Source organism: Chitinophaga fulva (assembly GCF_012927205.1).
Classification (GTDB): domain Bacteria; phylum Bacteroidota; class Bacteroidia; order Chitinophagales; family Chitinophagaceae; genus Chitinophaga; species Chitinophaga fulva.
This window is the reverse complement of the sequence record NZ_JABBGC010000002.1, coordinates 1,505,869-1,522,962: the sequence shown is the minus strand read 5'-3', so window position 1 is coordinate 1,522,962 and position 17,094 is coordinate 1,505,869. Positions and strand designations below refer to the sequence as shown.

7 protein-coding genes are annotated in these 17,094 nt (G+C 50.6%); all 7 read left to right on the top strand.

Features of this window, described 5'->3' with window-relative positions:
- Window positions 1–4 precede the first annotated feature (4 nt).
- The 7 genes from HHL17_RS22650 (at window position 5) to HHL17_RS22620 (ending at window position 16,980) form a co-directional block, all read left to right on the top strand.
- Window positions 5–3,406 (top strand): SusC/RagA family TonB-linked outer membrane protein, encoded by a 3,402-nt coding sequence (locus HHL17_RS22650; RefSeq protein ID WP_169227062.1) that lies wholly within the window; start codon window positions 5–7, stop codon window positions 3,404–3,406.
- Between the two features lie 40 nt (window positions 3,407–3,446).
- Entirely contained in the window at window positions 3,447–4,991 is a 1,545-nt protein-coding gene (locus tag HHL17_RS22645; RefSeq protein ID WP_169227061.1) for a SusD/RagB family nutrient-binding outer membrane lipoprotein, read from the top strand.
- 24 nt (window positions 4,992–5,015) lie between these two features.
- Window positions 5,016–6,596, top strand: coding sequence for a purple acid phosphatase family protein (locus HHL17_RS22640; protein ID WP_240975933.1), 1,581 nt, complete (start codon window positions 5,016–5,018; stop codon window positions 6,594–6,596).
- A gap of 3 nt (window positions 6,597–6,599) precedes the next feature.
- The gene (locus HHL17_RS22635) at window positions 6,600–8,144 is read left to right on the top strand and encodes a purple acid phosphatase family protein (protein ID WP_169227060.1); all 1,545 of its coding nucleotides are present in this window, start codon (window positions 6,600–6,602) and stop codon (window positions 8,142–8,144) included.
- A gap of 10 nt (window positions 8,145–8,154) precedes the next feature.
- On the top strand, window positions 8,155–9,105 hold the full coding sequence (locus tag HHL17_RS22630; RefSeq protein WP_169227059.1) for a hypothetical protein: 951 nt from the start codon (window positions 8,155–8,157) through the stop codon (window positions 9,103–9,105).
- A complete protein-coding gene (locus HHL17_RS22625) occupies window positions 9,087–9,740 on the top strand; it encodes a hypothetical protein (protein ID WP_169227058.1) in 654 nt (217 codons plus the stop codon). Before HHL17_RS22630 ends, HHL17_RS22625 begins: the two co-directional genes overlap by 19 nt.
- A 496-nt stretch (window positions 9,741–10,236) precedes the next feature.
- Window positions 10,237–16,980, top strand: a complete 6,744-nt coding sequence (locus HHL17_RS22620; protein WP_169227057.1) for a type I polyketide synthase — start codon at window positions 10,237–10,239, stop codon at window positions 16,978–16,980.
- Window positions 16,981–17,094 lie beyond the last annotated feature (114 nt).

The following is a 17,094-nucleotide window of genomic DNA, read 5'->3' as shown; positions in this document are numbered from 1 at the left end:
ATCTATGAAATCAGGTACATGTAACAATGTATTGCGTGCAAAATGCTTCGTTTTTTTACTGGCAGGGTTATGCTGCCTGTTAAATATACGGCAGGCATTCGCCCAGGATGTACAAACAGCCCGGGTTACATTAAAGGACAATAACAGGCCTTTAAAAGAAGTGTTCAGGGAAATTGAACAGCAAACCGGACTGACCATTGAATTCAGGCATGATGTACTGGACCCGGAAAGAAGGGTGAGCATCACCGTATCCCGTGAACCGGCAGGGCAGGTGCTGGACAAGCTGTTAAAAGGCACCGGCGCCACTTTTGTCCAAAGAAACAAAAGCATACTCATCGTCCGCGCAAAGGAAGGGCTGCCGGCGGTGACGGCGCAGGTAAGTGGTACCGTCAGCACTGAAGAAGGAGAACCCCTGCCAGGCGCTAATGTGCTGGTAAAAGGTGGCGTCGGCGGTGTGCAGACCGACGGCAAAGGGCATTATAAACTGGAGGTGGCCCCGGAGGCGGTATTGTTGGTTTCCCATACCGGTTTTGAAACACGGCAGATACCCGTGAACAACAAGCAGGTGGTGGATATCCGGATGAATGCTTCCAATAGCAGCCTGAATGAAGTAGTGGTCACCGCCCTCAACATGAAACGGAATGCCAAAAGCCTGGGCTATTCCGTTGCCACACTGGACGGCAGCAAAGTAAATACAGTGCAAACACCTAACCTCATCAGCGCGCTCTCTGGAAAAGTGGCGGGCGTAGATGTGGGGAATATCGCCAATGGTGTGGCTGGTACCAAGCGGGTCATTATCCGGGGCGCCTCTTCGCTGACCGGCAATACCCAGCCGCTATGGGTGATAGATGGTATTCCCATCAACTCTGCCACGTTAGGTGGGCCCGATGCTTACGGTGGCGTTGATTATGGTGACGGTCTTACCGGCATCAATCCCGACGATATTGAAAGCATCAGTATACTGAAAGGTAATGCGGCTGCAGCACTATATGGATCGCTCGCTTCCAATGGCGTGATACTGGTCACTACTAAAACCGGGAAGTCAGCTAAAGGAAAAATGAATGTGGAAGTAAGTTCTTCGCTGTTGATGGACAAATTAGTCAACACCACCGACTTCCAGTACGTATACGGGCAAAGTGGTACCGGAGATATGCCGCCTGCTACACCGGCAGAAGCTTTCAGCTCTTCCAGCTGGGGCGCAAAATTTGACGGCAGTCCTTCTATGCAGTTCGATGGCCAGGTGAGGCCTTTCAGCCCGGTGAAAGATAATTACGAACGTTTTTTTAATACCGGCAGCACGATTACCAATACAGTGGCTTTAACCGGCAATACCAGCCAGCATAATTACCGTATTTCACTGTCTGATCTCCGCAACAAGGATATTGTGCCGAATGCAAAATTCAGACGGACCAGCATCAATACCAAATTGTCTTCCACTTTTGGTAAACTGAATGCCGATGTGGTACTGAACTATACACAGGAAAAAGCCAACAACCGGCCTTTCATTGGTGGCAATAATTCCAACCTGTTTTATTCCCTGGCATATATGCCTGGAAGTATCGACATTGAAACACTGAAGCCGGGATATAACCCCGATGGTAGTGAATTCAGTTATGCGAATGGTATCTCCAATCCTTTTTATGTGGTGAATAAGACAAAGGAAGTGGATACCAAAAATCGCCTGACAGGGGCTGTCAACCTGAAATATGCCTTTACTGACTGGTTGTATGCAAGAGGCAGGATTACCCGGGATTACTATTCTTCCGCGCGCAACAGGTATATTCCCGAAGGGAATATGTACACCAGTTTTCCGTTGGGGCAGCTGGAAGAACGGGCCATCGAAAGCGCTGTCAATAACTATGAGCTGATCATGGGCGTTGAACCGCTGAATGCCGGTAAGTTTAGCGTGAATGGTTTTGTTGGCGCCAATACCCTGGAACGTCTCCGCAATGACGTCAATACATCCGGTAACAGCTTTGTAGTGCCAGGTGTGTATACTTTTAACAACCTCGCCACCAAACAACCGTCTACCAGCAAAACCAGTCAAAAGACCAATTCCCTGTTTGGTAGCGTGGAACTGTCTTACAATAAGTACCTGTACTTGACGCTGACGGGAAGAAATGACTGGTTTTCCACGTTGCCGCTTCAAAACAATAATCTCTTTTACCCCTCTGCGTCATTGTCTTTCGTGTTCTCGGACGCTTTCAGGCTGCCATCGCTGATAACTTTTGGCAAATTCAGGGCATCAACAGCGCAGGTAAGCGGTGACACAGGCCCCGGGCAACTGGACCTGAGTTACTCCCTGACACAGTCGGCATACGGTTCCAGTAACCTGCAATATATCGGCACCACCAATGTACCGAACAAGAATCTCAAACCATTATTGTCTTCTGATTATGAGCTGGGTCTTGAAATGGATTTTTTGCAGGGACGTATCGGGTTTGATGTGGCCTACTATAACCGCAATACCCGCGATGATATTGTAAAAACAGCGGTGTCGCGTAGTACAGGCTATCGCACTGCCTTGTTGAATGTAGGCCGTTTGCAAAACAACGGCGTGGAACTGCTGGTGAAAGCTACACCCGTAAAAGGAAAAGAATTCAGCTGGAACATGACGGCCACCTTCTCCCAAAACAATAGTAAGGTGGTGGCATTGGGAGATGGCGTGGAAGGCGCACCGGTACTGCTGGCCAGTGCTAAAAGCGGTGAGGTGATCATACAGCTGGAAGAAGGGGAACGCTATGGTGGTATTTATGGTTATAAATACCTGCGTAACGACAAAGGGGAGAAGGTATATGATGATAAGGGTTATCCGCTGTATACTTCTAAAAATGACTTTCTTGCTAATGGCGTATATGACCAGTTATATGGTCTGGGTAATACGTTCTCTTATCGCAACTTTTCCCTGTACTGCCTGCTGGACGCAAAGTTTGGCGCATCCATCTATTCTGAGACCAATGCCATCTCCGTTGGTAATGGCCGGCATAAGATGACACTGGTTGGCCGTGAAGATGGCATTGTAGGAGAGGGTGTTAACCAAAAAGGGGAAGTAAACAAAGTATTGGTACCAGGTAACAAAACCGCCAACCCGCCAACTGGTAGCGGTAATGTGAGCGGCTATTATCAGCAACTGTCCCATATAGCGGAGGAGTTTATTTATGACGCCAGCTTCGTAAAGCTCCGCGAAGTGTCCCTGGCATACAGGTTCGCCCCGTCGTTGCTGAGCCGCGTCGGTATTAACAGCGCCACTTTTTCGCTGGTGGCCAGAAACCTTTTTACCCTGTATAAAAGAACAGAGAACGTGGACCCGGAAAGCAGTGTGGCCAGCGGCAATGCACAGGGCATTGAGAGACTGGTATATCCGGTTACGAGAAACTATGGCGTGACGCTGAAGCTGGTGCTCTGATCCATATTATCAAACATACATCTACTTAAAATATTCAGGTATGAAAAATATCAGGAAATACAGTGTATACCTGTTGCTGGTGATAATGACAGGTATGTTTTCCGCTTGCGACAAAGACTTCGGGGATATCAACAAAAGCGTGGATTTTGTGTCTGATCCCACGCCCGATTTTATGCTCCCGGCGATTGAGCTTTATATGCTGGACAACACCTACTACACACAGGGTGATTTTGTGGGGGCGTTTGTGATGCATGTAACCAACAGGAAAGCCTATTCTTCGCTGGTAATGCCCGGCGGTTATCAAGGCTATCACTTTGAGTGGGCCTATGAAAATCCGTTTAAAAATGTGGTGGACCTCATCGAACGGACGAAGAAAGATACCACTTACGCGAACTATCTCCATATTGGTCGCATTATCAAAGCTTATGTAGCCCATCAGATGACTGACCTCTATGGCGATGTGCCTTACTTTGAGGCCGGCAGAGGTTATATGGACCGGCTCTTTACCCCGAACTATGACCCGCAGCAAAAGATTTATGAAGATATGTTTAAAGAGCTGGAAGAGGCTTCCAGGGCGCTCGATAGCTCCCGGAAAGTGCCGACAACAGCAGATATCGTATACAAAGGCGACCTGTCGAAATGGCGACGGTTTGCGAACAGCCTGATGCTGAGGCTGGGACTGCGTATTATGAAAGCGGACCCGGTCAACGGGAAAAAATGGATAGAGAAAGCAATTGCCGGCGGCCTGCTGCGAGGCAATGATGATAATTTTGTAGTAAAATACCTGCCAAATGCTTCTTCCGGGGGTACTACCAATCCTACGTCGAATGGGCAACCGCATATCTTTGTACGTTATCCTGACAACTACCGGCTTACATCGCCCTTCGTAAATTTCCTTAAAAATCGTAACGATCCCCGTATCGCTACTTATTGTATGCTTCCTGCTTCCAGGACTACTTATGCCGCTGGTGATAAGTCCCCGGCTAAACAAAAGGGCTGGCCTCCTTACGGTGATAAGTCTGAAGATCCTCCTTATCAGAGCATCCCTTCGGCAGACCGCTTGAAATATTCCGTGGCCAATATCAGCACCTTTGGCAGATATGACGCGCCGTTTATCCACCTGAGCTATGCACAGGTCCAGTTCCAGCTGGCTGAGTGCGCGGTGAGAGGAATTGTGGCCGGAGATGCCAAAAGCTCCTACGAAAAGGGCGTGAAAGCCGCCATGGACCAACTGAAGATCTATGGCGCAGAAGCGGTGATCACCTCCGCGCAGGCAGATGCCTACCTGAAGGAGAACCCCTATAATCCTGCATCAGAAGAGGAAGCACTGGAGATGATCAATACCCAGTATTGGGTAGAAACACATTTCAACTGGTATGAAACATTTGCCAATATGCGCAGAAGCGGTTATCCGAAGCTGTATGAGAAACTCGATCTCACGATCCCTGCCAACAGTGGCGCCACCCTGCCCAGGAGACTTACTTACCAGGCAGATGAAATAGCCATCAATCCACATGTACAGGATGCCATTAAAAGACAGGGACCAGATGTGACCAGCACCCGCGTATGGTGGGATAAACCCTGATTGTTGTAACTAAAGAATATTCATATGAAAAAGCACCTGCTTTACTTAGCGATGATATTGGGCCTGCCTGCGCTGTTGCCAGCGCAGAGCAAGCCCGGGAAGGCCAAACCCCGGAAGTATGGTTTCAGGCCCGAACTGATCAGAGGACCGTACCTGCAAACAGCAACACCCAACAGCATGACTGTCCGCTGGCGTACTGACGAGCCGGATATCAGCTTTGTGCGTTACGGCACCGCGCCGGACCAGGCAACATCCCTGGCAGGCGACAGCGTGCTCACGAAAGAACATATTGTAACGCTTACCGGCCTGTTGCCACAAACCAAATATTACTATTTGCTGGAAGGCGCAAAAGATACACTTCAGGGAGATGAACAGAATTGTTTTACCACATTGCCCCTGACAGGAAAAGAAGATAAATATCGTATAGGCGTATTCGGTGACTGTGGTAATAACTCCACTAATCAACGGAATACCCGCGACCAGTTTGAAAAATATCTGGGCGACAATTTGCTGAATGCCTGGATACTGCTGGGCGATAATGCATACTCTTTTGGTAAAGACACGGAGTTCCAGACCAACTTCTTCAATATCTACAAAAACAATTTGTTGAAAAAATCGCCGTTGTTCCCGGCACCCGGTAACCATGATTATCATGACGCACCTTATTCGGCGGACTTTGCCCAACAGTCGAAAGAAGTGGCTTATTACCAGATTTTTTCCATGCCAACTAAAGGAGAAGCAGGCGGGGTGCCTTCCAATACGCCGGCTTTTTACTCTTTTGATATCGGCAATATCCATTTCCTCTCACTGGACTCGCATGGAACAGAAGACAATGCGTCCAGGTTGTATGATACGCTGGGCCGTCAGGTACGCTGGATCAAAGAAGACCTTGCTGCCAACAAAAACAAGGGTTGGGTGATTGCCTACTGGCACCACCCGCCCTTTAGTATGGGATCACATAATTCTGATACCGAAGATCAACTGGTAAAGATAAGGGAGAACTTCATCCGGGTACTGGAACGGAACGGGGTCGATCTGATCCTTTGTGGCCATAGCCATTCCTATGAGCGGTCTAAACTGATGCAGGGGCACTATGGTCCGGAGCAGAGCTTTAACGCGGCTAAACATAATATCAGCACATCTTCTGCGCTGTACGATGGCAGCGACAATTCCTGCCCGTATATCAAACGCAGCGGTGATAGTAAAGGCACCGTATACGTGGTAAGCGGTTCAGCAGGACAGTTAGGCGGACAACAAACTACTTTCCCGCATGATGCCTTGCCCTTTGCAGACGTGACCCACGGAGGGGCCTCTATACTGGAAGTGGAGGCCAACCGGCTGGACCTGAAATGGATCTGCGCGGATGGCGTTATCAGGGATCAATTCACCATGATGAAGGACGTGAACAAAAAGACAGTGGTCAATATAAAAAAAGGGGAGACGGTGGTGCTGAAGGCATCTTATGTAGGAAAATACCTTTGGAAAAACCGGGGCGAGACCACGGGTAGCATCTCTGTCTCGCCAGCACCGGGCAGGAACGTATATGTAGTGCGTGATCCGGAAAATTGTCTGCAGGATGAATTTATCGTGAATGTATCCAGGTAACCCATGAGAAGAATTTTATTACAGGTGTTGCTACCGTTATTGTTATGGTCAATACAGGCAGATGCGCAACAGGCGAAGCTCTTACGCGGGCCTTACTTACAGTCGGCAACACCCAACAGTATCCTTATCCGCTGGCGAACCGATGTAGCCACCCGTAGCAGGGTGTCTTACGGGACCATTGCGGGCCGTCCGGAAAAAACCATCAGTGATGTGACATTGGTAACGGAGCATATGGTCAGGTTGGACGGCCTGCAACCCGGTACCCGCTATTACTACACCATCGGCGGATTAAAAGATACGTTACAGGGCGGGAACGATAATTACTTCAGTTCCCTTCCGCGGCCAGGCAGCAAAGGGCATTATCGTATAGGCATCTTCGGTGATTGCGGAGACCTGACCATTCATCAACGCAATGTAAGAGACGCATTCAGGCAATATCTGGGAAAGCATGACCTGAACGCCTGGATTCTACTGGGTGACAATGCCTATAACGACGGTACAGACGCAGAATACCAGGCGAAGTTCTTCAACATTTATAAAGACGATCTGCTGAAGAAATACCCGCTTTACCCGGCCCCCGGTAACCACGATTATCATGATGCCGACTTCACGGCGGCCTATGCGCAACAACATCATACTACTGCCTATTACCAAAACTTTTCCATGCCCATAAAGGGAGAAGCAGGAGGGGAACCTTCCCATAATCCTGCATTCTATGCTTTCGATATTGGTAATATCCACTTCTTATCGCTCGATTCTTATGGAAAAGAAGAGAATCAGTATTACCTGTATGATACCGCTGGTCCGCAGGTACAATGGGTGAAAAAGGACCTGGCAGCCAACAACAATAAAGACTGGGTAGTGGTATACTGGCATCATCCGCCCTACAGCATGGGCACGCACAATGCTGATACTGATGGTAACATGCGAAGGATACGGGAGAATTTTATCAGGATACTGGAAGAAGCGGGGGTAGACCTGGTGATTTGCGGACATAGTCATGTGTATGAGCGTTCACGGCCGCTGAACGGGCATTATGGAAAAGAAGCCACGTTTAACGCCTCCAGGCACGCCCTTAGCAGCTCCTCCGGTGCATACGATGGAACGACGGGCAGCGCGCCTTATATCAGGAACGACAGTACGAAGAAGGGTACTGTATATGTAGTCAGCGGCTCTTCCAGTTCTGTTGGAAAACCGGAGGCTTCGTTTCCGCATGATGCCATGCAATATTCCAATGCGGACATAACCGGCGCGGCGTTGCTGGAAGTGCAGGAAAACCGGCTTGACTTCAAATGGATATGCGAAGATGGTGTCATACGGGACCAGTTTACAATGATGAAAAATGTCAACAAGCATACAGTCATCCGCCTGAAAGAAGGACAAAGTACTACACTTACCGCTTCTTATGTGGGACATTATAAATGGAGCAACGGCGCGTCCGGCCGGAGCATAACTGTTACACCACCTGTTGGCCCAATCGTTTTTTCCGTTCATGATGAACATGATTGTTTGAAAGACACTTTTAGCATAACAGTAGCAGACCAATAAACAGCAGGTAATGAAGCAGGTGATGGTAGTAGCTGTCCTGATGGGTTGGATAGCATTGATGGCAGTTGTTCCGGCTGACAGGGAAAAGTCAGCCGCAGTAGCCCATACACTAAAGTATTTCCGGGAACAGGCCAGATTATTTGCTGAAAGTGCCGCGGATTTGAGCGCAAGCATAGAAAAACTGGACAGGAACTCCCCGGCCACTATCAATGCTGCGAAAGAAGCACTGAAAAGATGCAGGGCACAATATAAAAGCATTGAATTTTTTCTCGATTATTTTCTGAGCAGTACATCGATCGTGTATAATTCGCCTCCTGTGCATGAAGTAGAGGAGCCTTTTATGGAATACCGGGAGCCGACAGGGTTACAGGTAATAGAAGCCTTATTGTTTGAAGAAGATGCAGCTGCGCGTCAGCGTGAACTGCTGCAACAGGCGATGCTGGTGCATACTTCCGCAGCAGATCTGCCCTCGCTGCTCTATGGCCTCGAAATAGATGACAGGCAGGTGCTGGAAAGTATCCGGCTGGAACTGGTGCGCATGAGCGCACTGGGGATTGCAGGTTATGACGCACCTGAGCTACAGACGGGCATCCCGGAGGCGGGCCGTTCGTTGATGGCCGTTAAAATGGTGCTGCAGCCGTACCTGTCCGGTCCATGCCCGGAAGCAGATAACATCAACCTGTACCTGGACAAGGCATTGAAGCTGACAGGGGAGGACAGTGATTTTGTTTCGTTTAACCGTCTCCGTTTTCTGACAGATGCGGTGTTGCCTTTACAGCATCACCTCGACGTGTTCATCCAACGTAAAGGATGGGCATTGAATGAAAATGCCAGTGATATATTCAACCCGGTTGCACTCAATTTGGGCTTCGGGCAGGATACCAGCAGCCCGGAGATACAATTAGGCCGGGCGCTTTTTTTAACACCCGTAAAACTGTTTTTATGCAAGCTGCGGGAGTGATACCTTCCGGGAAGAACATCGATCCGGGGTGGAAAACCGCACTCCGGAAATGTGGCGTGGACGGGACCGCATTATTCTACTATTGCGCGGGAACGGATGATCCGTCAAAAGCTTCCCTGCCCGAAAGCCAGGAACAAGAAATACCCTATACCGGATATTACCAGGATGTTTATCTGCGGTTTACCGGTGCGGATGCGCAGAGAGGGACCGACTTGCGCGCTGGCACGATCATACCGGCAGCAGCCATTAGCGGGACCGTGTTCAGCAGGCCCAATGCCACTTATGGCAAAGGTCCCTATATTATTGGAGATGGTAACAAATACCTGGTTACTGCTACTGCGCTCAATTGGGAGGTGGCTTATCCTGTCTCTCATTTGCTTTCGGGTGCTGGCGTCCACCCTTCTTCAAATGTGTGGGGTATTGCCGGAAAACAGGTAACGGCCATGCTGGCTATTGAAGCAACGGAGCTGGAAATAACGATCCCCGGAATGACAGACGGAGAAAAGATACAGGTGGTGATATGGGATAAGAAACAACAGAAACGCTATGAAGAAATCGTTACCTACCATCCGCCGTACAGACAAATGCTGAAGGAGTATGACCTTATCCTGATCAACAAACATACCGGCCAGTAGAAAAGAACAGGTTGCCTGGTGCAGCCGGAATGCAGTGTTTTAGCTGCTCATCCGGGGAGGCTGTTGAAAAAAAATGGTTGCCGATGATGATATCATCAGCAACCATTTTTTTTGGTTAATAATTTTCACTACTTTTATTATAGTATGTAAAAAGGCATACTTTTTTAACTCGACATTTTTAACCATTAATTTTGTACTGCCTATTCCTCTTACCGGGAGGTACGCAGTGATGCTATCGAAGGTCCTATAACCTACATGTTATTGATAAGGGCTACACCAGGCCACTGATCATTTCACCAATAATATATCTGAATGAAGCGACTGGACTCAGTATAGCGACAGCTATGCCCCGTCGTGGACCGTTACCCCGTAAGGTGCTGTGTCATACGCAGCGCTGATAAATACGTATATCCTCATTTACCATTCACCATGCCGGCATTCGCTGACTGCGTGTACGCAGTCTTCTGGCGGAGCTATTTACAAAATTGTATTGTTTATGAAGTACACATCGCGTCCGGATACATTGCAGCAGTTATTGACAGGACTCAAAGATGAACAAAACAAAGGTATCACCTTTGTCACAGGCAGCAACAAAGAAACGTTTCTTTCCTATCAGCAGTTGTATGCAGATGCCTTATCATGGCTGGCCCATCTGCAGGAGAAAGGCCTGACGCCAGGCACCGAACTGGTGTTACAGGTGGAAGACGGCAAAACCTTTTTGCAGCTCTTCTGGGCATGTTTGCTTGGCGCTATCATACCAGTGCCCGTTGCCGTTACCTATGAAGGGGAAAACGCACAGAAACTGTACAAAATCAAAAATTTTCTGAATAAACCCGTACTGGCTGTCAAACGCGCCCATTATGAAAAACTGCTATCAGGGGCAGCTGCGGACGATAGTCAGGGTTTCGATCATATCATCTTTACAGATGAAAAAGAAGATAACGATAAAGAAGGAGTAGTCGTTCCCGTTACACCGGAAACCATCGCTTTTCTGCAGTTCTCATCCGGGTCTACCGGAAATCCCAAAGGCGTGGTGCTGACACACCGGAACCTTATTACGAACGTGTACGAAGCCATCACGGCACACCAGCTTACGGAGCATGATAGCCACCTGAGCTGGATGCCGCTCACGCATGACATGGGGCTTATCGGTTTTCACCTGTATCCGTTTGCAGCAGGACTGAATCATTACCTGATGCCAACGGATTTGTTTATCCGGAACCCTTTGTTATGGATGCAGAAAATTTCGGAACACCACATCACGGTGACCGGTTCTCCCAACTTCGGCTATAAATATTACCTGAACCAGTTGACCCCGGAAAAGGGCGAAGGCCTGGACCTCTCTTCCCTGAGAATTATTTTCAATGGAGCAGAGCCGATAGCAGCGCCTTTGTGCCGTCAGTTCATATCGGTGCTGGACCGCTATCAGCTGGACCCGAAAGCGATGTTCCCTTGTTATGGCCTGGCCGAAGGTACACTGGAGGTGAGCCTGGCGGATATGGACACTGTTTTTAGCAGCGTATTCGTGCGGAGAGACTCGCTGGTAATGGGGCAGCCTATTATCGTCACCAGCGGTGAAGATGCGGCGGTTGAAAATACGGAAGTCGTTAACGTGGGAAAAATCATTGGCGGCGTCGCTGTCAGCATTACCAATGAAGCGGGCAAGCCATTGAAAGATGGCCACCTCGGTATTGTACAGATCAAAGGAGACGCTGTCACCAGCCGTTATTATAACAATGAAGCGGCTACCGCTGCTGCTATCCGCGATGGATGGCTCAATACCGGCGATACCGGGTTTATGCTCGATGGTTACTTGTATATCGCCGGACGTTCAAAAGACATCATCTTTGTCAATGGCCTGAATATCTATCCGCATGACATAGAACATACGGTGGAACAGGGGACCGGGATGGAAGCCGGCAAGGTGGTGGCCTGCGGGGTAACCGATGAAGAAACGGGCACGGAAGCGGTGGTGGTATTTGTTATACATAAATCTTCTGTAGAGAAATTCCTGCCTGTTATTGCTACCATAAAAAGATATGTCGCTTCCCAACTGGGGCTGGAAGTAAAACATGTGCTGCCGATCAGGAAGGTGCCCAAAACCACCAGCGGGAAAGTGAAGCGTTATGCTTTTATGGAAGAATACCGGCAAGGTGTTTATGCAGACATTATCCGTGAGATAGCAGCCGCGCAACAACAAACCGCCTCCATCAATGTAACGCATAAACGCAGTTTTGAAGATATCCGGAACTGGTTGCAGCAATGGCTGCAACAACGTTTTAAGCTGACGAACGAAGTGTTGTCAGCTGACCGCGTTTTCGCGGAATACGGCCTCACCTCCATGCAGGCGGTGATGCTGGCGGCCGACCTGGAACAATGGCTGCAGCAACCGGTGGATAAAACGCTCATCTATAACTATACTACCGCCACAACGCTGGCGGCATATCTTTCCGGGGAAACCGGCGCCATAAAGGCAGATCAGCCACGACACCAGGCAGCAGATGAAAAAGTGGCCATCATCGGTATCGGATGCCGCTTCCCGGGCGGTGTAAACAGCCCCGCTGCATTCTGGGAACTGTTACGCGAACAGCGTAGTGGCGTGACCGTTGTCCCCGAAAGCCGCTGGAATATAGCAGATTATTATAGCCCTGATGAAGATGAAACGGGGACAATGTATACCCGGCATGGTGGTTTCATCGAACAGGCAGACCAGTTTGATCCGCTGTTCTTCGGTATCTCACCCAGAGAGACCATCGGTATGGACCCACAGCAGCGTCTGTTGCTGGAAGTCAGCTGGGAGGCCATGGAGCATGCAGGCATACGCCCCTCGTCGTTGAGAGGCAGCGATACCGGCGTGTTTGTGGGACTGGGCACAGATGATTATCAGCAGATCGTGCAGGAGCATACGCCACCTGCCTTATTTGAAGATGCCTTCAGCAGTCTGGGCCTGCAAAGGAGCGTAGCTGCCGGAAGGATCGCCTACTTGTTTGATTTCCACGGACCGGTGTTGCAGTTGGACACCGCCTGTTCCTCTTCTTTATTGAGCGTGCACCAGGCCTGTCAGCACCTGCTGTTGGGCGAATGTTCGCTGGCGCTGGCGGGTGGCGTGAACCTGATGCTGACGCCCGATACCACTATCCGGCTATGCCGCATGAAAGCGCTGTCGCCCACCGGGCAATGTCATGCTTTCGACGAAGAAGCGGATGGATACGTCAGGGGAGAAGGCGCAGGCATGATTGTGCTGAAACGCCTCAGCGATGCGCTGCACGATGGCGATAACATCCTCGCGGTGATCAGCGGCTCGGCAGTAAACCACGACGGGCAAAGTAACGGGCTTACGGCCCCCAATGGCATTGCACAGCAACAGGTCATCCATAAAGCGTTGCAACGGGCCGGCGTAGAACCGCATACGGTACAGTATGTGGAGGCACACGGTACCGGCACCAAGCTCGGTGATCCGGTGGAAGCACAGGCGCTGCATGCGGCCTATGGCCAATCCCGCGAAGCGGATAATCCGCTGCTGCTCGGGGCGGTGAAATCCAATATCGGTCACCTCGAAGCTGCGGCGGGCATCGCAGGACTTATCAAAACCGTTCTATCGCTGCAACGGCAGCTGTTGCCCGCCACCCTGCATTATAATACCCCCAGCAGTTATATTCCCTGGAATGATATGCGGTTGAAAGTGGTGGACCAGCTGACAGCCTGGCCGGCGACCAACGGGTTAAGACGCGCGGCTATCAGCTCTTTTGGGCTGAGTGGCACCAATGCGCATGTGATCCTGGAAGAAGCTCCTGCCGCTGTAAAGGACGTATATCCCGGACCGTTACCGGCATTGCCATCATATCCGTTGACGCTCTCCGCTAAGTCACCGGCAGCTTTACAACTACTGGCGGCCAGCTATGCGGCTGCACTGGAACATACAGGTGATACGCTGGCGGATATCGCTTACAGCACCTTCACCACGAGAGACGCATTTAATCATCGCATCGCCTTCCGGGCGGATACTATCACAGAAGCGGCCCGCTGCCTCCAGGCATATGCTGCCAATCCCTATACGGAAGAAGTGCTGTCTGGTTTGGTGCAACCCCGCGATGGCCAGCTGGTATGGCTTTTCACCGGTGGCGGCTCCCAATACTGGAACATGGGCCTTGAACTGTACAACCACAATACGGTCTTCCGCCGGGTGGTTGACCATTGTGATACCTGGCTCGAAGCGCAGTGGGGCTTTTCGCTGACCACCCTGCTGTATAAAATGGAAAAGGAAGCGTCCAATGAGCGGTTGCTGGAGATGACCTATTTCCAACCGGCCATCTTCGTTATTTCCTGTGCGCTCGCGGAAGTGTGGAAATCATGGGGCATATCGCCCACCATTGTTGCCGGCCATAGTGTAGGAGAATACGCCGCTGCTTATGTAGCGGGGGTGTTTAGCCTGGATGACGGTCTGAAACTGGTGACAGAAAGAGCGCGACTGATGCAGGCGGTGAAAGAGCCGGGTTCCATGGCGACAGCCTTCGCCGGAGAAGAAGAAGTGGCAGCCATTATCCGGCCATTCGGAAATGATCTGGCCATCGCGGCGGTCAACGGCCCCGCGCTAACGGTGATCTCCGGGAAAAAACAAGCCGTGTCTGATGCGTTGCAATTACTGGAGGCGGCCGGTATCAACAGCCGTCAGCTGCTGATAGCCCATGCGTCCCATTCTCCGCTGATGGAATCTATGCTGGAAGAATTCCGCGAAGTGGCCAAACAGATCAATTTCCGGGCGCCGCAGCTGCAACTGATTTCCAATATCACCGGAGAAGTAGTGACAGCAGTACCAGATCATCGTTACTGGTGTGATCAGATCATCTCACCGGTGTTGTTTGCCAAAAGCATACAGACCATTGCCCGGTTGGGCGGTGACATACTGATGGAGCTGGGCCCACAACCTAACCTGTTGTCCATGGTGCAGCTCAGCGCCGAATATGCAGAAGACCACCTGCTGCCCTGTATGAAAATAGGCCATTCCTCCTGGGACATGATGTTGCAGGTGCTGTTGACATTATACGTCAAAGGACTGCCGGTCCGGATAGAACAGCTGTTCGATCATCCGGGGTACCACAAAGTCAAACTTCCCGGATATACGTTTAACCGCCAACGTTATTGGACCGAAACAAAAGAACCATCACCCATTATCCATCCGCAATACGAACAAAAAAGTAAGATCATGCCTGAAAGTAATCAAGTACCAGCTCAACGTACCGCTATTCTGCGGGATATCACGGATATCTTCAGCAGCCTGCTGAAGATTCCGGCTGCCGATATTAACATACACGCCCGTTTCCTCGAAATGGGGGCGGACTCGCTGGTGCTGGCGAGTGCAGTAAGAAGGATTGAGAAGAAATACAACGTGAATTTCTCCATCAGGCAGTTATTTGAAACGCTGTCCACCATTCACCAGATAACGGAATATATCGTGGCGAAGAACCCGCCCGTAGCGCAGGAAACTGCGGCAGCCCCGGCTCCGGTGATAGCTGACGCGATACAGGAGGCGGTTTCACAGCCCGCCGTAAGAGCTGCCGCGCCGGCCCGTCCCGTGAAGACGAATGGCGCCCAACATCCAGCCGCCCCTCCCGAAACAGCCGTGTCGATGCGCTTGTTCAATTTCCTTGAGCAGCAGCTGGCATTGTTATCACAACATCTCGGCACGGAGGAGCTTCCGCAGTATCCGGCGGCAATATCGGCAGTAACTGAAACAGCGAAGACTAACGGCAATGGGTCAACGGTACCTGCGCCGGCAGCCGTAGAAGTGACCAAAGCCCCCGTACAGCATCGTTCTATCTTCCCGAAGATGGAAACCCGCCCTGGCCAGTCCAATTACAGCGCCGCCCAGCAGGAATACCTCGATGCATTCATCCGCCGGTATAATCTCAAAACACAAAAATCAAAAGCACTGACACAACAATACCGGCCGGTACTGGCAGACAACCGTGCGTCGGCAGGGTTCCGTTTCTCTACCAAGGAACTGGTATATCCTATTCAGGCCGCGTCTTCCGCCGGTGCTACTATTACAGACATAGATGGTAACACTTACATTGATCTGGCCATGGGCTTTGGCGTAGACCTGCTGGGGCATTGCCCGCCGGTGGTGGTGAATGCCATTCAGCAGCAATTGCAGCAGGGATTCCAGCTCGGGCCGCAAACGCCGCTTGCCGGGCAGGTAGCTGAACTGGTGACATCCCTCACCGGTGCAGAACGCGCCAGCTTCCATAACTCCGGCACCGAAGCGGTAATGACAGCCATCAGGCTGGCCCGCACCGTTACGGGAAGGAAAAAAGTAGCCGTATTTGCAGGTGCTTATCACGGTCACTTCGATGGTACCCTCGCCGCTCCGGAGGACCTGGAAAGATCACATGCGGGCGTACCGATGGCCCTGGGCATCATGCATAACATGGTGGCCGATGTATTGGTATTTGATTATCATCATCCGGATGTGGTGGAGCAGATACGTGCACACAAACATGAGCTGGCTGCCGTACTGGTGGAACCGGTACAGAGCCGCAAGCCGGGATATCAGCCCAAAGCTTTGCTGCATGCGCTGCGTGCCATGACAAAAGCGGAAGACATCGCCCTGGTTTTTGATGAGATGATCACCGGGTTCCGTATCCATCCCGGCGGCGCACAGGCGCATTTTGAGGTACGTGCTGATCTGGCCACCTACGGTAAGATCGCAGGTGGTGGCCTTCCCATCGGCATTATCGCCGGCACCCGTAAGTATATGGATGCACTGGATGGCGGCGTATGGCAGTATGGCGATGATTCCTTCCCGGCTACAGACACTACGTTCTTTGCCGGTACCTTCTGTAAGCATCCGCTCAGCATGTCGGCCACCCTGGCCCTGCTGAAGGAACTGCAGCAGAGAGGCCCTGCGCTCCAGGAGAAGCTGAATAGCCGTACCACCAAGCTGGTCAGCGAACTGTCTGCTTTCTTCAAGGAAAACAATGTGCCCATGGATGTACATAATTTTGGCTCCCTGTTCTACTTCGCCATTACTTCCAATATGGACCTCTTTTTCTATCATCTGTTGGAGAAAGGCGTATATATATGGGAGGGGAGGACCTGTTTCCTGTCTGATGCCCATACAGAAGAGCATGTGCGCCATATTACAAAGGCAGTGAAAGACAGTATCCGGGAATTACAGCAGGAAGGATTCCTGCCCAAGCCTGCGACACCTGTTGCCAAAGGAAAGACCATGGTATTATAAGGAAATGTACCCCCCTGTATAGATAAGAGGTTGTCTCAAAGCGGATTTGAGGCAGCCTTTTGTTGTTTTATGAAAGGGGCGGATTATCCGTTTTCGCAGTGATTATTTTATACC